Raw genomic sequence first — 22,920 nt, 5'->3', positions numbered from 1 at the left:
GCAGAGCGATGCTGTCGCGCCGGGAGCGTGACGTTCCGCGGCCCGTGCAACGGCCCACTCCCCCAAGGAACAGGCGTCGGCACAGCCATCGGATGTCTATCCGCTTTGTACCGGTCGGTCGTTGACCTGTCCGACCGGAGCGGGAGCCGCCACCTCGGCGGGACGTCCTGGCTGAAGACCCTCGACGTTGGGGTGGAAGGCGAGAACTGACGTGAGCAGCACCATCGTTGCCGACATATGCAAGATCGTCGTCAAGGCGCCTGAGCGCTCCTTCGAGATCGGTCTGCCGGCCGACATGCCCCTGGTCGAGGTGATGCCGTCACTTCTGGAGCACGGCTCCGTCCCGGGTGGCGACCTCGACGAAACCGGTGTGGAGCACGGCGGCTGGGTCCTCCAGCGGCTCGGCCGCCCCGCCCTCGACGAGGAGTCGACCCCCGCCGACCTGGGCCTCCGGGACGGCGAAACGCTCCATCTGCGCCCACGGCGCGAGCAGTTGCCCCCCGTGCACTTCGACGACCTCGTCGACGGCGTCGCCACCGGGATGCGGGAGCGCGCCGACCAGTGGGGCCCGCAGGGCACCCGCCGTCTCGCCCTCGGCTTCGGCTCCGCCGTACTGCTGGCCGGGCTGGTCCCGCTGGCCACCAGCGGTCTGCCGCTGCTGCACTCCGTGGCCACCGCCGGGGTCGGCCTCCTGCTGCTGCTCGGCGCGGTCGGCGCCTCCCGGGCCGTGGGGGACGCGGTCGCCGGGACCACCCTCGGTCTGCTGGCCATCCCCTATCTCTTCGTGGCGGGCTGGTTCGTGCCCGCCGGGCCGGCCGGTGACCCGCTGCTCGGGGCGCGGCTGCTGGCCGGCGCCGCGGCCGGCAGCGGCGCGGCGATCCTGGCGCTGGCCGCGGCGGCGTCCGCGGCGCCGCTGTTCACCGCGGTCCTGCTGGGCTTCCTCCTCACCGCGGTCGGCGGCGCCCTCGGGCTGACCGCCGGGCTCGCGCCGTCCGAGGCGGCCGGTCCGGTCGCCGCGGTCACCGTCGTCCTCGGCACCTTCGTACCGCTGCTGTCGTTCCGGCTGGCCGGACTGCGGTTGCCGCCGCTGCCCACCAACGCCCAGGAACTCCAGGAGGGCATCGACCCGGTCTCCTCCACCGACGTCCTGGAGCGCACCCGCGTCGCCGACCGCTACATGACCGCTCTCTACGCGGCCTGCGGACTGCTGTGCGCGGTGTGCCTGGTGGCGCTCTCCACCGGGCGGGGCTGGGAGCCGCTGACGCTCGGCGCGGTGCTCAGCGTGCTGCTGGTGCTGCACGCCCGTGCGATGGCCGGGGCCCGCCAGCGGCTGTCGGTGGTGCTCCCCGGCTGCCTCGGACTGCTGCTGCCCGCCCTCGGCTTCGCCTGGCACGGCTCCCCCGGTACCCGCGCGCTCGTCCTGCTGGTGCTGCTCCTGGTCGGCGCCGGACTGACCATCGCCTCCTGGGCACTGCCCGGCCGCCGGCTGGTGCCGTACTGGGGGCGCGCCGCCGATCTGCTCCACTCGGCCTGCGCGATCGCGCTGTTCCCCCTCGTCCTCATCGATCTGGGGGCGCTCGGCGCCCTGCGGGCCTGGCTGAGCTGACCCCCGCGGTGCGCGGCGGACGACCGGATCCGCGCACCGCCGTACGCCTTCCCGGCGGGTCCGCGTCCGGCGCGGGCCCGCGGTCCGGTCCCGAGAACCACGACAACACAGCCCGGCAGCAGTGGGCGCAGCACGGTGGCAGGAGAGCAGATGCAGTCACGGCGGGACCAGGTCCAGGCGTACTCCTTCGTGGTGGGACGCCTGACCTCCAGCATGCTCTCCGCCGACCCGGACGCCATCGACACCCATATGGGCCGTACCAAGCGCGGGACCGTCATCGGCCTCGCCATCGGACTGCTGCTCTGCGTGGGGTTCGCGGTGTCGGGTCTGCTCTTCCCGGGGCGATCGACGGCCTGGCAGCAGGCGGGCGCGATCATCGTGGAGAAGGAGACCGGCGCCCGGTACCTCTACGGCGGCGGGGAGCTGCGCCCGGTCCTCAACTACACCTCGGCGAAGCTCGCCGTCGGTGCGAAGGGCCTGGTCCAGGAGGTTTCGCAGGAGTCGCTCGCGGGTGTGCCGCGCGGTACGGCGATCGGCATCCCGGACGCGCCCGACTCGCTGCCGTCGGGTGCCGCGCTCTCCCGGGGCGCCTGGCAGGTGTGCGCCACCAGCCGCACCGGCGACGACGGGCGGGAGCTGGCGACCACCTCGGTGGGGATCGGGGTGAGCGCCGGCAGCCCGCCGCTGCCGGACTCCCGGGCGGTCCTCGTCCAGGACGCCAAGGAGAAGGTCTTCCTGCTCTGGCACGGTCAGCGGCTGCGGCTGGACGACAAGGGCGGCGCCGTGCAGGCGCTCGGTTACGGCACCGTCGACCCGGTCGCGGTGGACGAGTCGTTCCTCGCCGCCATCCCCGCCGGGCCGGACCTGACGGCGCCGGACGTCCCCGGGCGGGGCGCGGCGGGACCGGAGATCGGCGGGACGAAGCGGACCGTCGGCCAGTTCTTCGTGGTGCGCACGCCCAGCTCCGCCGACCAGTACTACCTGCTCACCAAGGACGGGCTGGTGCCGTTCACGCTCACCGGCTCGCAGTTGCTGACCGGTGACGCCGACACCCGGAAGAAGGCGTACGGCGGGGCCGCGCCCACCGCCGTCGCCCTCACCCCGGACCAGGTCAGGCCGGCACTGGCCAAGGGCGAGCCGGCGCAGTTCCTGGCCGGGCTGCCCGCGGCGCCGCCCCGCGCCGTCGCCCCGGGCGGTGCCGTGCCCTGTCTGACCGTCACCCCGCACGGCGGCGCGCCGGTGCAGCGGATCACCCTGACCGACCGCCGGCTGGCCGGTGGCCGTCCGGTCGTCCCGCGGCAGAGCACTGCGCCGGGCTGCCCGCAGCCGGGTCTGGTGACCGCGCAGCCCGGTACGGCGGTGCTGGCGCGTCCGCTGCCGGGCCGCGGTGGTGCGGGCAGCGGCCGGACCACCGGTGCGCCGTACCTCGTGACCGGGGACGGGACGAAGTACCCGCTGGCCTCCGACGCGGTGCTGAAGACCCTGTCGTTCACCGAGCCGGAGACCGTACGGCTGCCGTCCGCGCTGCTGCGGCTGCTGCCGACGGGTCCGGTGCTCGATCCGGTGGCGGCGGCGCAGCCCGCGCTGTCGGCTCCGCAGGCACCGGAGGATCCCGAGTGCCGCGCCGCCGCGAGCGCCACCCCAGACTCCGGGAAGGGAGCGGCCGGATGACGTACCGTCCTTCGCCCGCCCCGTCCCGGGCGCCGTTCACCGCACGTTCCCGCCGGGACACGGACACCGGGTCCGCGTCCGGCGCCGATCTCCGAGGAGTTCCGCATGGTCGCCGGAAACCAGTTCACCAGTACTGAGCACGCGCTCCAGGTCGCGGCGAAGGCCATCGACAACACGCACGTGAGCTGCCAGAACATCCATTCCAGCGTGGAGAACAGCAAGATCGCGCTGGCCGGTACCTGGACGGGTAACGCGTCGGGCGGCTTCGGCGACGCCCTGGCCACCTGGCAGACGCAGCTCAAGGGGCTCATGGACTCCCTCCAGGCGATGGGGGACCAGCTCGGCGGCACCCGCAACAACTTCACCACCAACGAGTCGGACAACCTCGGTCTGACCAAGCACTGGGTGTCGCAGACCAACCCCCGCTGAGCGACGCGCGGGCGGACCTGCCTCGGCGGTCCGTGACCGGGCCGCCACCCGGGCGGCCACTCCCCCCTGTCATCCCATCGATTCGTGAGGACGTCCCAGATGCCCAGCTTCTCCGATTTCAGCACCAACCACGCGGCCATGGACCAGGGCCACCAGGAACTCATCAACTACACGCAGACGATCGAGAATTACCTGGAAGAGCTGAACGCCCAGGTCAACACCGTCCGCAGCGAGATGAGCGGTCAGACCATCGAGGCGTACGACGCCGCGCACCGCGTCTGGATCCAGAAGGTCGACGAGATGCGCGCGACGCTGGGCATGGGCGGCAGGACGCTGGGCCAGGTCCGGGCGAACTACCAGCACGTCGACGGTTCCGAGCAGAACAAGTGGAACGCGCTCACCGCCAGTTGACGCTCCGTACGGGCGGTGCGCGGAGCCGGCTGACCGCGCACCGCCCGCCTCCGGGCCCGCCCCGCGGCGGGCCCCTCCCCCGTATCACCGCGTACTTCCGCACCGGACACCGTTGGCCCGCGCCGGGTGCGCGGCCCTCACCCAGCAGGAGCGAGACATGGCGGACGACAAAGGAACCCTGACGTTCACGAAGGCGACCCTGGAGGGTTTCCGGGAGAACGAGCTGACCAACCTGCGGGACGCGGCCGACCGGGCCCGTCTGACGCTCGGGCATTTCCAGGGCCCCGACAAGCTGCTTCCGGGCGGCCCCAACTACCAGCCGGCCGTCGATCTGCAGAGCCGCTTCAAGGCGGCGGCGACGGCGCTGCTCAAGGAGTTGGACACCGCGTACAACCTCTCGGAGCAGATGATCGTCCAGCTTCTTGAGACCAGCACCGCCATGAGCAACATCGAGGAAGAGAACACCCAACTGACGTCCCAGCAGCTCCAGAGCATCATCGGCGGCGCGCTGTCGGCGGGCGGCAAGGGCTCCGGTGGCAGCGGTGGCTCCGGCGGCAGCGGTGGCAGCGGGGGCTCCGGCGGTACCCAGCCGACGGGCTCGACCACCGACAACCAGAACGGCGGAGGCAACGAGAACGGCGGGACCCAGAACGGCGGCGGGTCCCAGAACACCGAGGGCGAACAGAACACCACCGCCTGATCGGGGTGGCGGCGGCTCCATGAGGGGCCCGGCCGCCCTCCGCCCCCGACCGCACCCCACGCAGGAGCAGACCCATGGCCGACCCCACGAACTGGTCCCAACTGCTGAACTCCTTCTTCCAGAAGGGGACGGCGGGCGGCGCCGCGCTGACCCTCATCCCCACTCTGGAGTCGGTCACCGCGGTCAGTTGGACCCACGCGTACTGGAACTACGCCCTCGGGCAGGACCCGTGGAAGGGCCAGTGGGTCACGCGGTACGACGACGGGCGCGGGCTGTCGCGGACCGCCGGTATCGCCATGCTGGAGGGGCAGGAGGGCCTGGACGACGAGAAGTCCCCCTGGTACCAGCTCAGCGCGGGATCCACGAAGGTGGTCGACGCGCTGGGCGGCGCCGGCACGGATGTCACGTCGGTGCCCAGCTTCACCTCCGCCCAGGAACAGCTCACGGGCGCCATCCAGTACTTCAACAACTTCCACATCGGTCTCGACCAGTGGCGGGCCAAGCTGGACTCCCCCGAGAGCGGCTGGAAGGGGTCGGCGTCCGCCTCGTTCGCGGACGTGCTGATGCGGCTGTCCCGGGCGTTCGAGGAGATCGACCACCTGACCGGCGGACCCGGCGGGTCCGGCGGCTATCTGGGCGCGATCAACCAGGCGGGGCAGGCGCTGCGGACCGCGGTGGACGAGATGCGGCAGAGCCTGACCACCTGGCGGCAGCAGCCGACGTGGACGCCGGCCGGGGCGCTGCAGCAGGTGCTGTCGGGCCTGGACGTGAACCACAAGGATGACCCGGGCGGCGGCCACGGCACCACCCAACTCGTCCTCAACGGGCAGACGATCGGGTACATCGACCAGGAGTCCGCCTGGCAGCAGGTCGAGGCGAAGGCCAAGGAACTCTGGCTGCAGACCGCCCAGCAGCACCTCAACGCCAAGGTCCCCGACATCAACACCAAGCTGAAGGCGGCGTACACCCAGTCGGCGCTGGATCTCGTTCCCGTACCGCCGAGCATCGAGAACGCGATCAACGGCGGTGGTTACGGCGGCAATGCGACGCCCCCGCCGGGCACGAGCGACAAGGACCCGGACAAGGACCTCGACAAGAACCTGCCCGACACCGACAAGGACACCGACAAGGACCTCCCGCCGGGTACCGGCGAAGGCGACGGCGGTACCGGGGACCTCGACCCGGGCAACACCGGCGACGGCAACGGCCTCGGCAGCGACCTCAACGGCGACAAGAACGGGCTCGGCAGCGACCTCGACCCGGGCAACACCGGGGACGGCAACGGTCTGGGCAGCGACCTCAACGGCGACAAGAACGGCCTGGGCAGCGACCTCAACCCAGGGAACACCGGCAACGGCAACGGCCTGGGGACCGGCCTCAACGGCGACAAGAACGGCCTGGGCAGCGACCTCAACCCGGGCAACACCGGCAATGGCAACGGCCTCGGCAGCGACCTGAACCCCGGCAACACCGGCGACGGCAAGGGCGACGGGAACATCCCGCCGTACCTGCGCCACCCGGGCAGCGTGCCGCCGCCGGGCACGACCGGGAACCGCCGTAACCCGTACCAGAACCCGGGCAGCAGCCGGGATCTGACGGGTGGCAAGGACATCACCTACAAGCCGCCACGCCCGGGCCGGTCCGACCTGCGGCACTGGTCGCCGGACGATTCGAAGAAGTACACACCGCCGCCGACCTCCTCCAGCCGTTTCCGTCCCGGCACGAGCACCGGCTCCGGCAACATCCCCATCTCGTCCAACGGCCAGAGCGGGACGAGCGGGACGTCCGGCACCTCCGGGTCCAACGGCACCGGCGGTGTGCGCGGCCCGATCTCCACCTCGTCGTCCGGCGGCAAGAACGGTTCGGGGGTACCGCTGTTCCCGCCGATGGCCAACGGAATGGGCGGCGGCAAGGGGCAGGAGAATCAGGAGCGTGAGCGCACCACCTGGCTGGCCGAGGACGCCGCCGTGTGGGGCACCGACCCGGAGCTGGCGCCCACCGTGCTGGGCCGTCCGGGCACCGCACTCTTCGCCGACACCGCATACCTGGGAGAGACCGATGAATGGCAACCCGCTGATGGGCCGTATGGAGGACGCCCTGGAACGTCTGGAGGAGGCTCACGCGCAGGCCAGGGCGGCGCGGGAGAGTCTCGACAGGGTCAGCGTGACGGCTACGGCCAAGGATCATCTGCTCAGCGTCACGGCTGACGCCCAGGGCCGGGTGACCGGCATCAAGCTGCACAGCACCCGCTACCGCTCGATGGCCGCGGCGGAGCTGGCGAAGGCGCTGCTGGAGACGGTGCAGCGGGCGCAGGAGGACGCCGCCGAGGCGAAGGAGCGGACGATGGCGCCGCACCTGCCCGAGGGGTTCGACATGAAGGCGATGTCCGAGGGGCGTTCCTCGCTGGACGACCTCCTGAGCGCCTTCACCCGGGGCACGCTCCCCGGTCAGCAGCAGGGTTGACGGGGCAACGGGATGAACGCGCAGTGCCGTACGGGTTCCCGTACGGCACTGCGGTACGGCGGCACCGACCGGGCCGCCGGTGTGCGACGGATGTGATGGGGACGAAGGGAGACGGCCGTGGCCGAGAATCTGGCTGCCGATCTGAGCGGGATAAACCACGGGGCGTCCCAGACGGACGAGTTGTCCGCCATCGCCCGGGAGATCTTCGCGCAGGCCCTGACCGTCTCCCGCCTGGCGGATGAGGCGTGCGGCCACGGCGATGAGACGTCCGAGCAGTTGCGGAAGACGATCCTGCCCGCGACCGACGCCTGCAGCGAACTGCTGAAGAACCTCGCGACCGCCTTCGAGGACACGGCCGAGCGCACTCTCGGCACCCAGAAGTCCTTCGCCAACGCCGAAGACCTCAACGCCTCCCTCACCCACCACCTCAAGCAGCGGATGACCCGGTGAGCCGCGGCAGTATCCAGGTACCACCGCAGGTCAACGTCATCTTCATCATCCTGACCGGACAGTCCATCAGCAATGCCAACGAGGGCACGCTGTGGGAGATGGGCGAGGGGTACGAGAAGGTCAGCATGCAGTTGCAGCAACTGCCGGACCGGATCACCCACATCGTCGGCACGATGCGCAACAGCATCGACGGGGACACCGCCAACGCGTACGCGGCGTCGCTCTCGGAGTTCACCTCGGGCGACCGCAACTACGTCCGGGCCGGTCAGGAGGTCACCGGCGGTCTGGCGAAGATGTCCAAGACCTCCTCGCTCAACATCGAGTACATGAAGATCCTGGCGATCCTCCAGATCACCGAGATGCTGATCGAGATCGCCATCGCCATCGCGACGTTCCGGTACGAGCAGATCCCCGAGATCAAGATCAAGACCGCGTCGTTCCTTCAGCGTCTGCTCCGCTCGCTCCTGGACCATCTCGCCCTGCACGTCATCATCAACGAGTCCATCGGCACCGCGCTGGACGGGCTGGCGCAGCGCATCCAGATGGCGAAGGGCCACCGCGACGACTGGGACATGAGCCTGACCAAGGACGCGGCGCTGGGCGGGCTGCTCGACGGTCTGCTGGAGGGGCCGCTGTCGCTGCTCGGCGGGAAGGCGGGGCAGAAGCTGTCCGACCTGTTCGCCGGGCCGGTGGCCAAGAACGTCGCCAACGAGATCACCCACGAGCTGTCGTTCGCCATCGACACCGTCGCCGACGTCACCACCAAGAACCTGGCCGGCGGCGTCCAGAACATCATCACCAAGAACGCCGACGACCTGCTCCGTCCCCTCGGCGGCTCCGCCGCGGGCAAGGGCATGGGCGAGACCGCGACGAAGAAGATCAGCGACGACTTCGGCGACCTCTTCAGCCACACCTTCAAGGACACGCTGGGCGAGCAGGCCGCCCGCGACCTCGGCAAGCAGTACGGGAACGCCTTCGCCAAGAGCTGGGGCAACGAGAGCCGGCCCGCGCTGAAGGAGACCCTCGACAACGGCGGCGGCCAGCATCTCGCCCCCGCCGTGCACCAGACGCTGACCCACCTGCCCGACACCGTGCTCAAGACGATCGCGGACCGGAACAACCACATCGCCGCCAAGAGCAGCGCCTTCGCCGGGATGACCGGCGCGGTGGCCGGTCAGGCGTATCTGTCCGAGGGCTTCTACAACCTGCTGTTCTCCGACGACAAGAGCTTCAACGTCACCGCGATGTCCGGCGCCTCGGCGGCGGCGGGCCAGGCGGTCACCCACCTCGGCACCGTCGGCGGCATCGCCGGTGCCGCCGCGCTGACCGACGCCCTCAAGCACTCACCGGCGCCGCTGCCCACCGCCGGCGGGGACGACCGGGGTCTGCCGCCCACCGAGCCGAACGCGTACACCCCGCCGGTGACCTCCAGCGACGGGCAGCAGAACCCGGCGACGGACACCACGTCCACGGGCGGCGGGCAGCAGACCACCGACCACCAGCCCTCCGGCGGCGGTCCGGGCACCTCTTCGACGGCTTCCGCGTCCTCCTCGTCCCAGCAGAACACCGCGAGCGGCGGCAGCGGCGGCGACGGGGGCGACCGCCGCCTCCCGCCGCCCGGGCACTACCAGGACGCGCCCAGCGTCACGGAGCAGGAGCCGGTCACCGACCAGGAGTCCCTCACGGAGACGGACCAGGTCACCGTGGAGGACCACACCGCCACGCCCTCTCAGGGCGACGTCACCGACCCGGCGCACACCGCTCCGGCCGACGGCAACGTCCGCACGACGGACGACGATCCGTCGCGGGGCACGCACGAGAACGACCTGCGGAACACGGCGGCGGTCCACGCGGGCGCCGCCGCCCTGACCGGCCAGCAGCAGTCCCCGCCCGCCCACACCTCGCAGAGCAACACCGCACCCTCCCCCACCGCGCAGACGCCGAAGCAGGAGACCCCGAAGGACGGCGCCACCCCGCCGGCCGGCGGCCACCCCACGGACGGCACGCAGCACACCGCGCCCACGGAGCACGGACAGCGGCAGACGGACACGGAGACGGGCACCTCGTCCGACAACACCCCGCCGCCCCAGGACAACGGCACACAGAAGATCGCGACGTCCTCGGACGACAACGATGCCGTCGCCACCGGCCCGACCACGTCCACCGGCCCGACCACGTCCACCGAGCACTCCACCGGCACCTCCGGGGACCAGTCCGACGGCGTCCAGCAGCAGCCGCAGCCCACCCCGACCTCGTCCGAGAAGATCACCGACGAACACCCGGTGCCGGAGCAGAACCAGCAGCAGAAGCAGGAACAGGAGCAGCAGAAGCAGCCGGTGCCGGAACCGTCCGGCGGCAAGTGGGGCGATCTGACCACCCTGACCTCCACGGACCGGAGCCACACCGATCAGGGCCAAGAGCACACGGATCAGGGCCAAGAGCACACGGATCAGGGCCAAGAGCACACGGATCAGACCCACTCGGACCAGAACGAGACGGACCGGACCCACTCGGACGAGAATCCGGCGGACCAGCCCCACACCGGTCAGAACCACACCGATCAGAACCACACCGGTCAGACCGATCAGACCGATCAGACCGATCCGAGCGTCCCGAAGAACGACGAGGCGGTCACGGTGACACCGCCGGAGTTCGTCACCCGGCACCGTTCCACCGTCGCCACGTACCCCCTGCGCGACAGCAACGAGGAATACCAGGTGCTGAACGTCGCGGGGGACGGCGACTGCCTGTTCACCTCCGTGCTGGTCGGCGCCCATCAGCAGAACGTGCTGCCGCAGCTTCGCGGCATGAACGTGCGGCAGTTGCGCGACCACCTGACCGCGCACATCAAGGCGAACTCGGAGATTCTGGCGGAGCACGATGCCGTCGGCCCCGTCGAGATCGTGCGGAACGACGTCTTCGACACCCTGACCCGCTCCCCCGGCCTCCGCACGCCGGACGAGATCCAGCAGTTGAAGGAACGCATCGACCAGGGGCTGAACGGAGGCACCGAGGCGGAACAGCACGAGGCGTGGCGGACGCTGGTCCGGGAGAGCCGCTACGCGGATCTGCTGACCGTCGCACCGACCCCGCAGAAGGCCCAGAAGCTGAAGACCACGGGCCTGATCCTCGCGGCGGCCGAGGGCGGGAACGGCCTGTGGAACTCGCCGTTCGCCGACTACCTCCCGCACCTCCTCGCCACCACCCCCGTGATGCGGGGCGCCGGCCTCACCCTGCTCACCGTGGGGCCGCGCTCGGAGACCGACAAGGACCCGGTGCTCCACCCGTACCCGCTCGACGACACCGCCGGCCACACTCCCCTCCACGTGTTCCACGAACCCGGCAACGCGCACTACCAGGCCGTGACCAAGACCGCGTCCGACCTGCCACTCGACACCCCCACCCCCACCCCCGGCCCGTCCCGCCCCAAGACCGCACAGCACGACCCGGCCCACGAGCAGGAGCAGCACCACGAGCACGAGCAGGAGCAGCACGAGGACCGGGACCAGCAGCAGGACCGCGACCAGCACGACCAGCAGCAGAACGACGCAGGTCGGAACGGCGACCGGAACGACGAGCGGCACCACGGCCGGCAGGACGACGACCCGCGGCACGACGGGGACGAGAACCGGGACGAGCACCGGGACGAGCAAGGCGACGAGCAGGAGAACGAGCACGGAAGCGAGCACCCGGCCGACGATCAGCCGGACACCCACCGCCCCGCTCCGGAGGAGACCCCGCCCCGCCCCGTCGCGGTCGAGGTCCCGCAGGGTTTCGGGAAGGACGGGCGGTACGGGCTGGGCCAGTTCGGGCGGGTCCAGCGGTTCGGGGACGTCTCCTTCGGGGCGGGCGGGGAGCGTCCCACCGGGCTCCGCACGCTGATCCGGTCGGCCCTCGACAACGCCCACGGCTCCCACGGCTTCCTGCGCGGCGGTCCGCTGAAGCCCGCCAACCGCGACCGGCTGGCGGACAAGCTCACCGACCACCTGTGGCAGGAACTCTCCGGTACCAACGGGCAGTACCTGGCCCGGAAACTCTTCGACGAGGACGGGCTGCGACTGCGCGTCCCGGTGGGCCGGTTCCAGAACACGTACACCGTCACGCTCAAGCTGAACGGCGTGGACCGCGACACGGCGCAGCACCTCAACGCGCCGCCGCCCGGACCCGTCCCGGCGCCCGGCGCCACGTCCGCGCCCGGCGCTGCCACGGTCACGGCCCACGGCGGCGCGTACGGCGCCAAGGCGACCGGGCAGCTCCTGTACGGCGAGAAGGACACCGGGCAGCGGGAAGCGGCGGTCAACTACAACGTCAGCGACAGTTCGACGGTGAGCAACAGCCGCAGCCTGTCGGCCACCACCTCGCACGCCACGACCGTGAACGAGGTGGGCGTGAAGCCGAAGGTGACGCTGACCGGCTCCTCCAGCGCGTCGAAGGGCCACAGCAACCTCACCAACACCTACGTCCGCCCGGAGCTGAAGATCTCCGGTACGCGGGAGCACTTCGGTTTCGAGGGCGTCACGCTCTCCGCGGACATCCGCCGCGACGGTGGTGGCCTGCACTGGGAGTCCACGGCGCGGGACACCCTGGAGGTGACCTTCCCGACCGAGCTGACCGACCCGAAGGCCAACCACACCGAGCACCCGTGGGAGGTTCGCAGCGCCGACTCGGACGGGGCGCGGCAAAGGCTCGCGCGGGCGGTGCAGGGCATGTTCTTCATCGCCCAGGAGAGCCACGGCCAGTCCTCGCTCGCCTCCGCCCTGACCAGGCCGTTCGCGTCGATGGGGCCGGACTCCGCGCCGCGCCGGATGCTGGACAACTGGTTCAGCGAACACGGCACGCTGTGGAGCGTCCACCGGATGCTCAGCTCCACCTTGCTGCCGTCCACCGTCCACAAGGGGACCCACTACGCCGCCGAGGTGCGCGCCGGGGTCAGCTCCGTGCGCCGGGTCGGTGACGCGACGCAGGTGGGACTGGCCGGCAACACCCGCGACTGGAACTCGGTGTTCCACACCGCGTCCAAGGGCGGCGGCAAATCCGTCGACGGGACCGTCGTCATCGGCCCGGACGCGCTGCCGATGCTGTCCTTCCCGATCGGCTTCAGCCTCGGCACCAGCAACTCGACGTCACTGACCGAGGGGTACACCGGCGGCACCTCCGACACCACCCGCTTCAACGGCCCCAGCGTCCCGTACGAGATGACGCTGCACGTCGAGGCGGGGCTCAACCCTGTGGGCAGCGCGGACTTCTCCAGCGCCCAGGACGTGACCGTGATCATCCGCGTCCCCGAGCACCTCACCGGCCACTTCGAGGAGCAGCTCGCGCACATCGCCGTCCAGGACGGCGGCCACCACTCCGCGCAGGAACAGCCCACCGGCCACACCACGTCCGACGCCGGTGCCCCCACCCCGCGCGACCACGACGACACCGCCCTCACCGACGACGAGCACACCGGCGCACACTCCGAGGTGCGCCCCGACGAGCACACCGAGGAGCGTCCCGAGGAGAACCCCGACGAGATCACCGAGGCGCCGCGGGACGACACCACGGACGGCCGGAACAGCGCCGGGGAGCAGCTCAGACCGCCGGAGCGGCCCCCGACCCGCGGGTTCTTCAGCGTCTTCGGGCTCCAGGGGCTCGCCGATCTGCCGAAGACCTTCCTGCACGACGCGCGCCGCGTCGAGACGCGCACGGAGTTCCGGCACAAGAGCATCGCCCGGGAGAAGGAGTACCGGCATGCCCTCAACGAGTTCCTGACCACGCACTTCCACGCCGACCAGCTCTCCCACATGGCGTCCGACGTGCTGAACGGCGGTGTGCAGCGGACGTTCCGCAGCCCGAAGGGCGAAAACGGCCGGCTCCTGATGCACTTCGGCGTCTCGGCCCGCCCCGCCCGGCCCGGCGAGGAGGCGCACGCCTGGTGGCCGGTCGACGACGTCACCGTCCAGAAGTGGCCGACGATCTGGTCCTGGCTCCAGGACTCCCAGTCCCACACCACCAGCCAGTCGTTCAACATCGGCGGCACCTTCTCCGAAGCGGTCACCGACCAGTTCTCGCTGACCCCCGCCGACGCGGTCTTCTCCCGGGGCCGCGACCACTCCGAGTCCGACGGCACCACCACGTACGGCTTCTCGCACATGGGCGCCAACGTCACCGGGGAGATGTGGCACGTCTCGTACCCGGTCGTCTTCGAGGTGTCCGTGGAGGCCGAGCACGTCTCCGGGACGAAGGTCCTGAACGAGGGGCGGGCGCCGGTGGTGCGAAAGACCGTCAACGGCCGTGCCGACTACATGGTGCCGAAGTCGCTGCCGGCCGAGGACCACCCGGCCGCCGAAGAGACGCCCACCGGCGAGGACTCCACCGCGCACCAGCCCCCCGCGTCCCCGCGGCGGCATCAGGTCACCGTCACCGACGTCGAGCCGAACTCCATCGGCAAGAAGAAGAGTTACCCGCCGCTGAAGACGCCGGAGGGGATGACCGAGAACCGGATCGGCACCCAGGACCGCATCGACCACGTACACGGCGCCCGGGACCTCCAGCGCGCGGCCGCGAAGCTCTTCGAGGACGCGGGCATCCCCCGGCAGGACGCCATCCCCTACGTCGAGAAGCTGCTCACCGCCGACCAGCTCAAGGGCATCCTCAACCGCGACGCGCAGTCGTCGGCCGGGCGGCTGGTGCGGGAGAAGACGTTCACCGACAACAACGTGCAGTTCGTCGTCGAGGCCATCACCGTCAACGACAAGAGCTTCGACCAGACGCAGGAGCTGGCGAACTTCACGCTGGACGAGGCGATGAGCCGCTTCACCAGCACCGACAAGACCGTGATCACCAACTCCCTCGGGCTGGGAGCGGCCCTCAGCGGCTCCCGGGAGAACGGCGACGTGACCGGCGGCGCGTCCGGCGACGCCTCCGCTTCCAAGGCCACCTCGACCGGCAACTCCACCGTCAAGGTCACCAGCATCCACCCCGGCCAGTTCGTCGAGCAGACGCTGCCGCACCGCCAGCACGAGGCCGACGTCATCTGGCGGCTGAGCGTCGTCCAGCGCGACACCAACCTGCTCGGTACGTGGGGAACGCCGCAGGTCCTGGTCAAGGATGTGCACGTCGAGGGCGGTGTGTCGTACCTGCGCCCGGAGCACACCACGATGACGGCGGCCGAGGCGAAGGTCCCCGAGCATCTGGCGAAGCTGCCGCTGACGGCGATGACCGTGGACCTGGCGCCCCGCGGCACCGACCCGACGGCGGCGAACCACGACGAGGCCGGCGACGACGCCGGATCGCCGCCCCCGGTGTCGTCCTCGATCCTGAAGACGGTCGAGGAGCTGCTCCAGAAGCACGCACCGGACGCGCTGGGCAAGAACCACGACTACAACAAGCCGGGCACCCTGACGGAGTCCGGGGGCGACAGCATCCTCGACGCCCGCTCCCTCCAGAGCGCCGGCAGCGTGCTGCGCGGTACGGGCCTGCACATCCGGATGCGGACGGACGGCGTCGGCCACCACACGTACACCAACATCGTCGCCCAGCTCACCCGGGGCACCGACGGCGCGCACTTCACCGGCAAGGTCTCCAAGGGCGTGCTCTCCCGGTACACGCAGTCCCACCTCCGCACCGAGGAAGCCGTCGCCCACACCGTCAAGCACTCCGAGTCGCTCGGCGCCGGCCCCTCCGTCGACAAGGGCGGCAACGGCCTCGCGCCGGGGATCTCCCTCGGCTTCGGCCGGAGCACCACGCTCTCCGGCAGCGACGCGATCATGATCCGCCGCCACGACGCGTACGCGACCTCCGAGGAAGAGCTGTACGTCTACGAGGTCGACGGCACGATCGATCTGACCGTCGAGAGCGTCAGCCACGCGTCCCAGTTGGTCAACGCGCTGCTCCTCGGTCAGGCCGGCACGATCAAGGGCGGCGCCGAAGCGCTGTGGCAGCACATCACCCGGCACGAGGACGGCACCCACACCCTCTCCGTCCCCGTCCGGGAAGAGGTCATCGTCGCCCGCTCCGAACTCTCCCCGGAGCAGCTCGCGCAGGCCGAGCGGCAGACCGGGCAGCAGCCCGGGAACGAGACCGGGGACGGGGCCGGACAGCAGGAATCACACGGGACCGGACAGCAGGAATCACAGGCGCACCCGTCGCAGCAGCCTCCGCCGCAGACGCCCCCGCTTCCGATCGGCAAGGACGAGTTCCGCAACCACACCGTCCTGCTGGACATGAACGAGTCGTCGTCGCGGAAGCTCTTCACCGATCTGATGAAGGAACTGGGCGCGCACCCCGGCGCCCCGAAGAAGTTCGCGCAGAAGGGCCAGAAGGGCCGCGAACAGCTCCGCCAGCTTCTCAACTCCCGTGAGCTGGCCTGGCATCTGCACCGCTCGGGCCTGGGCGCGGCCACCACCGAGGACAGCACCTTCGGCGCGCGCCTGACCAGCGAGGCCGGTGTCACGACGCTCACCTACGGACACCTGAGACTCACCTTCAGCCAGCCGGAGTTCGGCACGTCGGAGGGCTGGGTCAAGGGCACCTCGGAGCGCTCCGACTACCAGTACCAGTACAACACCCAGTCGTCCGGGCTCGGCAAGGACCGCAGCATCGGCTCCTCCGCCACCGCCAACTTCGCCGCGGCCACCGGAAAGATGACCCAGAACCTCGCGGGCAAGGTCAAGCAGAGCCGTACCGAGACGCACGACAGCGGCGCGTTCACCTCCATGCCCACCGAGTCGATCGACCGCACCGTGCACTGGCTGCGCCACAGCCCCACCAAGCTCAAGGTCACGGTCGAACTGGCCGCGGACAGCTCCGCCGACGTCATCGACTTCGGAGCCGTCACCCGCGACGACATCTACCGGGGCAGCTTCGAACTCGACGACATGCTGCAACTGCGCTACTCGCCGGAGGCGGTGGTCCGCGAGGTGGGCGGCGTCACCGAGGCGGCGGTCCGGGTCGAATCCGGCTGGTACCTCGCCCCGCACCACGCCGGCAGCGAGCAGCGGACCGCCACCATGCTCGACGCGCTGCGCACCGCCCAGGACACGGACGTCACCGAGGGCCGCACCACCTGGCACGTCACCGCGGGCGACGACGGCACCGTCCTCGTCCGTGACGAGCACCTGAGCGAGCAGGACTTCCTCGACCGGTACGTCCGCCCGCACCTCACCCCCGAGCAGAACGCCGACTTGCACCGCCTCATGCACTGGGACGGCCCCGGCACCCCCGGCGCCCCCCGCCGCCTCCACATCGACACCCCGGCCCAACCGCCCACCGACGCCCCCCACCCCCCGGAGAACCAGAACTCCACGGACCGGGACCCGGCCAGCCACCATCCGACGAGCCCGAACTCCACGGACGGGCCGGACGACACGGACCGTTCGGACCGCTCTGACCGTTCGGAGCACACGGAGCACACGGAGCAGTCAGAACAGTCGGAGCACACGGACCGTACGGACCGTACGGACGAGGACCGCAGCAGGAACGAGTCCCGGGACGAGGAGCAGGACAAGGACCGGGAGGAGGACCGGACCGAGAACCAGGACGAGCCCCGGGAGAACGACCAGGACGAGGACCGGCAGGCGAACCAGAACGAGGCCCCGGAGAACGACCCGACCGCGAACCAGGACGAGCCCCGGGAGAACAGCCGGGACGACGAGCGGGACGACAACCGGAACGAAAGCCAGGACGAGCCCCGGAACGACAACCAGGACGACAGCCGGAACAACACCCCGACCGAAACTCCGCACGAAGACCCACAGCACACACCGACCGAGGATCCGACCGAAACCCCGCAGGACACCCAGGAAGAGCACCCCCACGAGCCCCCGGCCCACACCCCGGACGACGAACCGCACCACGACCCGCACCACGACAACCCGGACCACGACCCGGCGGCCACCCCCGCCGAGCCGCAGCCGCCCGTCCGGCAGCCGGAGCCGCCGCGGGGGTTCGGGGAGGACGGGCAGCATCGGCTCGGGCAGTTCGGGTCGGTCGTGCGGATCGGGGACATCCCTGTCGGCGTTCCTGGGGAGCGTCCCGCGTCGCTCACCTCGCTCATCCGGTCCGCCGTCGAGCAGACCGGGACGACCCTGTCGTCCGGGCACAAGAACGCCCTGGTCGAGAAGGTCTCCCACGATGTGTGGCAGAAGCTCTCCAGCCCCGACGGCCCCCTTCTCGTACGGCAGGCGCTGGGGAAGAACGGGCTCACGCTCCCCCTGTACGACGACCGGCAGTCGAAGTACCGGCTGACGCTCAAGCTCGACGGGATGTCCCGGCACGGGGCGCGCCACCTGCCCGGCCAAGAGGCCACCGGGCGGCTGCCGCACGGCGCGAAGGTCGTCGGGCAGCGCGAGGCGATCGTCAACCGGCAGGGCGGCGGCACCCACACCGTGAGCAACTCGCGGTCGATGACCAGCACCACCTCGTACGCGCCCGGCGACGAACACGCGGTGCTCAGCCTCGGCCTCAACCTCACCGGCTCGTCCAGCGCCTCCGCCGGGCAGAGCTTCCTGCACAACTCCTACGACCGCCCGGAGCTCGTGTTCAGCGGCGAGCAGGAACACTTCGCCTTCAACCACGCCACCGTCCACGTCGAACTGCACGGCGTGCCCAAGGCCGCGCCGGATCCGACGCCGCTCCAGCGCCACCTGCCGGTCGAGGTGGCCTTCCCCCGTGAGCTGACCGGCCACGAGGCCAACCACACCAGCCACGACTGGGAGGTCACCCCGCGGACCCCCGAAGACCGCCGCCGCGTCACCCGCGCGCTCCAGGACTCGTTCTTCCTGGTCCGGGAGAGCAGCGGGCAAGAACAGCTCGTCCCGCTGCTGACCGCACCGTATGCGCACATGGAGCCGGGGTCGCGGGCGCGCGAGTTCCTGAACAACTGGTTCGGCGAGATGGGCACCCTCGCCAACTTCTCCCGGATGCTGAGCACCACCCGGCTGCCCTCCGTCCACAGCGGCGGGCGCCACTACGTCTCGGACGTCCGGACGGAGATCCGGTCCGTCAAGCGGGTCGGCGACGCGTTCGACGCCGGGCTGGCGAGCAATGTGCGCGCCTGGGACTCGCTGTTCCACACCACGTCCCAGGGCGGCGGCAAGAGTCTCGGCGTGGACCTCACCGTCGGACCGAAGCTCTCCGAGCACGACCCGTCGCTGTCGTTCCCGTTCTCCTTCGGGCTGAGCAGCACCGACTCCTCGTCCCTGATGGAGGGCAACACCGGCGGCACGCTGAGCACCGTCCGCTTCAACGGCAAGAGCGTCCCGTACGAGGTGAACCTGACGATGGAGGCGTCGCTCACCGAGGCGGGCGCGTTCCCGCCGATGCCGTCGCGGTCCGTCCCGGTGCGGCTGGTCGTGCACATCCCGGAGCATCTGACGGAGCTGTTCGAGTACCGGCTGGCGCAGGCCGCGGGCGAGGAGGCGCACCCGCCGCCGGGGCTGATGACGCCGCCGCCGAGCCCGCCGAAGTTCGGTCTGTACGAAGGGTTCGGCGTCTCCGGTCTCTCGCACCTGGTCGGCCACTTCCGGGAGCGGGCCATCCAGGCGGAGAAGGACGTCGGCTTCTCCCATCTGACGCCGGAGCACCGCGCCCGCCACCTCGACCAGCTCAACCGCTTCCTGGAACTCCGGCTCCATGTGAACGAACTCTCCCGCCATACCGTGGAGGTGTTCGGCGACGGGCTGCACCTGACGTTCCTCGGGCCGCGCGGCGACAACGGGACGCAGTTGCTGCTGCACTTCGAGGTGAAGGGCGAACGCCACGAGGGCGACGGCACCGACCACCCCTGGCGGCTGCCGGTCAAGGAGGGCGTCGCCCAGAACTGGCACACCCTCTGGAACTGGCTGGCCACCACGGGCACCGTCGGCAACGGTCAGACCCTCTCGCTGGGCTCCTCGTTTTCCGGGAGCGGCGGCGGGCTGACGGTCACCCCGCCCGGCCTGACCTTCGGGCGCTCCCGTGACGTCTCGCTGACCAACGGCGTCACGACGTACGCCTTCGGCCACCACGGCACCAACGCGACCGGGGAGATGTGGCACGAGTACTACCCGGCGCGCTACCAGGTGTCGGTCCGCGCCGAGAAGGTCACCGGCGTCACCTCCGAGACGTCCGATCCGCACGTGACCACCTCGTCCGGCGGGGTGCAGTACCTGGTGCCGAAGTCCCTCACCGAGCTGCCGGTCACCGAGCACGGCGACGGCGGGGACGACGGCCCGCCGCCGGTCGTGCGACGGGCGCCGAAGCCGGTGTGGAACGGCAAGACGGTGACCTTCGCCGACGTTTTGCTGCCCGACGGTTTCACGCCGGAGCGGCTGCACCCCAACGACCGTATCGACCACGTCCGGCACGCCCGCGCGCTGCGGGAGGCCGCCGCGGAGATGCTGGCCGAGCTGCACGTACCGCCGTACGTCGTCTCGTACCTCCAGCACATGATCACCACCGATCAGTTGAAGGGGATGCTGAGCAGCGACGCGCAGTCGCTGCCGGGGCGGTTCGTGGTGGGCAAGCAGTTCGCCGACTCGCATGTGTATCTGCTGGTGCGGGCGGTCACCGGCAACAGGCGGGCGCTCAGCGAGCAGACGCAGGACCTGTCCGCGTTCAGCCTCAGCGAGTACATGCTCCGCCACACCCGGAAGACGCAAGTCTCCGGCGGCAACGCCTGGACGTCTGGCGGCAGCGTGGCGTACGAGGGCAAGCAGGGCGAGAACAGCGGCAACGGGTCCGTCGGCTACTCGGAGACGTGGACGGGTTCCAAGGCGCGGACCGCCATCGAGATCGACGACACCCACCCCGGCGAGTTCTCCTCCCTCGACGTACCGCACGAGCACCACAGCCTGGACATCGTCTTCGAGCTGGACATCGCCGTCACCCGGAACAACATGTGGGGCACCTGGAAGGGGGGCGGGCTCAGCTCCACCCTGTACGTGCCGGGCGGCGTGACCATGCAGCGTCCGGTGCTGGCCGAGAAGTCGGCTCAGGAGGCCCAGGTGCCTCAGGCGCTGGCCAAGCTGCCGATCATGTCGATGACCACCGGGCTCTTCCCCGCCCCCGCCCCGCACCCCACCCCGCCGGACGCCACCGCGAACGCCCCGCACCAGGAACAGGAGCACAGCCGGACGCCGCGGGAACAGCAGGACGCCGGTCGGCGGGAGAACCACGAGGAGCACCACGAGGACGGGCCGCTCGATCTGACGCAGGTGTCGGACGAGCGGCAGACCGAGCTGGACCGGACGCTCTCGCAGCGGGTGCTCAGCGCGCTCGTCCCGCTGCTGGCCAAGGCGGCGCCGCAGGTCCTCGGCCCGCTGCACACCCTCGACGAACCGGCCGGCGTCATGAAGAGCAGGGCCGACAGCATCCTCGACGGCGCGTCACTGCGGCGCCTGTCGAGCCTGCTGCGCGACACCGGACTGACCCTGCGGGTGCGCACCGACGGCATCGGCCACCACACCTACGTCGACGTCCACCTGCGGCTGGACCGGGACACCACGGACGCCCGCTTCACCGGGAAGACGGCGCACGGCGTCCTGTCCCGCTACATCCAGTCCAACACCCGCGTCGAGGAACAGTTCAGCACCACCAAGAAGCACAGCCGGGCCGTCACGCTCGGCGCCGGGGGGAAGAACCCCGGGGGCGGCGCCACGGTGTCGCTGTCCGGGACCCGCTCGGCCGCGAACGGCGTCGCGAACAACAGCAGCGTGATGATCCGCCGCCACGACGCGTACACGACCGTCCCGGAGGAGCTGTTCGTCTACGAGACGGACGCGACCCTGACACTGTCGGTGGCGACCTCCTCGCACGCCTCGCAACTGCTCAACGCCCTGCTGCTCGGCAAGGCGCGCAATTTCGGGGAGGGCATCGACAAGGTCGCCGACTGGTTCTCGCCCGACCGGAACACGCCGCACGAGATCACCCTCCCGGTCCGGGAGGAGGTCCTCGTCCCCCGGTCCGAGCTCCCCGGCCCGGTGACCGGCACGCCCGTCCCGATGTCCCCCATCACGGCCCAGGAGTTCTTGAACCACGACGTGCTGGTCGACATGGACGAGAGGGCCGGGAGGACGCTGTTCACCCGGCTGATGACGGAGCTGGCCGCACACCCCGGCGCCGCCAAGGTCTTCGCCGAACCCCGGAACAACGGCCAGCTCCAGCAACTGATCGGCGCCCGGGAGCTGGCCCGCCACATGGCGCGGACCGGTCTGGGCACGCCGCCGACGCGGACCGCGACGTTCTCGACGCGCCTCACCGCGGAGGGCGGGGTCGCCACCTACACCCACGCCGAGGTCACCGTCGAGTTCCGGCCCGGCGTCCTGGGCCTGTCGCAGGGCTGGCACCAGGGCACCGGCGAGCGGTCCGACTACGACTTCCAGAACGACATCGACGCGCACACCGACGCCGTCGGCACGAAGCTGGGCGGCTCCGTCACCGGCAGCTTCGCCGGTGCCAAGCAGGGCTTCGCCGGGTCCTCGACGGTGACGAACACCCTGGAGCACGACTCCGGCGGCCAGCTCTCGGTGCAGAAGAACTCCGTCGACCGCACCGTGCACTGGCAGCGGCACACCCCGACCTCCGTGAACGTGGTGGTGAAGGTGGCCACGTACGACACGTTCGACGTGTTCGGGCTGCCGGACCTCTCCGACAAGAACGTCTTCGAGCGGACCTTCACCCTGGACGACGCGCTGCAACTGCGGTACAGCCCCGAGGCGGTGCTGCGCGGCACCGGCGGGGTGCAGCAGAGCGCGATCCGGGTGGACTCCGGCTGGCATCTGCCCGCCCGCCCCTACGGGGACGCCGACGACGCGCAGCGCGAGGCGCTGCTGGACGCGTTGCTGACGGCCCAGCAGACACCGGCAGGCGACCGGCAGACGGTGCATCTGACGGCCGCGGACGGCACGGATGTGCTGGTCGGCGGCGAGCGGATGAGCCGCGAGCATTTCCTCGATCGTTATGTGAAACCCCACCTGACGCCCGAACAGGCGGCGAGACTGGAAGAGTTGGCCCAGTGGGAAGGCGGGGCGGGCGCACCGCTCCTGCTCCACCTCGACCTGCCGGGCGACGCCCTCGGTGTCCACGGGCCGCGCCCGGTACCGGAGACCTCCGGCCCGCTGACGCTGTCCGAGCCCCCGGACGGCCTGGCGGTCTGGGCCGCCGCGCTCAACACGTCACTGGGCGAGGCGATGAAGAACTACTGACCCGCACCCGGGCCACCGCCGCA

The 22,920-nt window shown here is 70.8% G+C and carries 9 protein-coding genes; all 9 read left to right on the top strand.

Annotated elements, in window-relative coordinates; all coding sequences use genetic code 11:
• The first annotated feature begins 211 nt into the window (after window positions 1-211).
• The 9 genes from eccD to ACGH2B_RS23955 all read left to right on the top strand — a co-directional run bounded on the left by eccD (window position 212) and on the right by ACGH2B_RS23955 (window position 22,897).
• On the top strand, window positions 212-1,606 hold the full coding sequence (gene eccD / locus ACGH2B_RS23995) for a type VII secretion integral membrane protein EccD (RefSeq protein WP_399093598.1): 1,395 nt from the start codon (window positions 212-214) through the stop codon (window positions 1,604-1,606).
• Window positions 1,607-1,756: 150 nt separating this feature from the next.
• Entirely contained in the window at window positions 1,757-3,277 is a 1,521-nt protein-coding gene (gene eccB, locus ACGH2B_RS23990; RefSeq protein ID WP_399093594.1) for a type VII secretion protein EccB, read from the top strand.
• A gap of 105 nt (window positions 3,278-3,382) precedes the next feature.
• Window positions 3,383-3,706: a WXG100 family type VII secretion target gene (locus ACGH2B_RS23985; RefSeq protein WP_399093591.1), complete on the top strand. Its 324-nt coding sequence runs from the start codon at window positions 3,383-3,385 to the stop codon at window positions 3,704-3,706.
• A gap of 99 nt (window positions 3,707-3,805) precedes the next feature.
• Window positions 3,806-4,117 (top strand): WXG100 family type VII secretion target, encoded by a 312-nt coding sequence (locus ACGH2B_RS23980; protein ID WP_399093588.1) that lies wholly within the window; start codon window positions 3,806-3,808, stop codon window positions 4,115-4,117.
• A gap of 157 nt (window positions 4,118-4,274) precedes the next feature.
• Window positions 4,275-4,817: a hypothetical protein gene (locus ACGH2B_RS23975; protein ID WP_399093585.1), complete on the top strand. Its 543-nt coding sequence runs from the start codon at window positions 4,275-4,277 to the stop codon at window positions 4,815-4,817.
• 74 nt (window positions 4,818-4,891) lie between these two features.
• Window positions 4,892-7,024, top strand: a complete 2,133-nt coding sequence (locus tag ACGH2B_RS23970; protein ID WP_399093582.1) for a WXG100 family type VII secretion target — start codon at window positions 4,892-4,894, stop codon at window positions 7,022-7,024.
• On the top strand, window positions 6,981-7,280 hold the full coding sequence (locus ACGH2B_RS23965) for a YbaB/EbfC family nucleoid-associated protein (RefSeq protein ID WP_399093579.1): 300 nt from the start codon (window positions 6,981-6,983) through the stop codon (window positions 7,278-7,280). Before ACGH2B_RS23970 ends, ACGH2B_RS23965 begins: the two co-directional genes overlap by 44 nt.
• Window positions 7,281-7,397: 117 nt before the next feature.
• Window positions 7,398-7,730 (top strand): hypothetical protein, encoded by a 333-nt coding sequence (locus ACGH2B_RS23960; protein WP_399093576.1) that lies wholly within the window; start codon window positions 7,398-7,400, stop codon window positions 7,728-7,730.
• Window positions 7,727-22,897: a hypothetical protein gene (locus ACGH2B_RS23955; protein ID WP_399093573.1), complete on the top strand. Its 15,171-nt coding sequence runs from the start codon at window positions 7,727-7,729 to the stop codon at window positions 22,895-22,897. Before ACGH2B_RS23960 ends, ACGH2B_RS23955 begins: the two co-directional genes overlap by 4 nt.
• Window positions 22,898-22,920: the final 23 nt, after the last annotated feature.

Origin of the sequence: Streptomyces sp. BBFR2 (assembly GCF_044497305.1) — a bacterium.
Classification (GTDB): domain Bacteria; phylum Actinomycetota; class Actinomycetes; order Streptomycetales; family Streptomycetaceae; genus Streptomyces.
This window is presented reverse-complemented; position numbering and strand designations above follow the sequence as displayed.

What these genes read in the sequence shown, in the direction of transcription:
- ACGH2B_RS23985 (WP_399093591.1), top strand. Translation starts at nt 3,383, where the DNA reads ATGGTCGCCGGAAACCAGTTCACCAGTACTGAGCACGCGCTCCAGGTC.
- ACGH2B_RS23970 (WP_399093582.1), top strand. Translation starts at nt 4,892, where the DNA reads ATGGCCGACCCCACGAACTGGTCCCAACTGCTGAACTCCTTCTTCCAG.
- ACGH2B_RS23980 (WP_399093588.1), top strand. Translation starts at nt 3,806, where the DNA reads ATGCCCAGCTTCTCCGATTTCAGCACCAACCACGCGGCCATGGACCAG.
- eccB (WP_399093594.1), top strand. Translation starts at nt 1,757, where the DNA reads ATGCAGTCACGGCGGGACCAGGTCCAGGCGTACTCCTTCGTGGTGGGA.
- ACGH2B_RS23975 (WP_399093585.1), top strand. Translation starts at nt 4,275, where the DNA reads ATGGCGGACGACAAAGGAACCCTGACGTTCACGAAGGCGACCCTGGAG.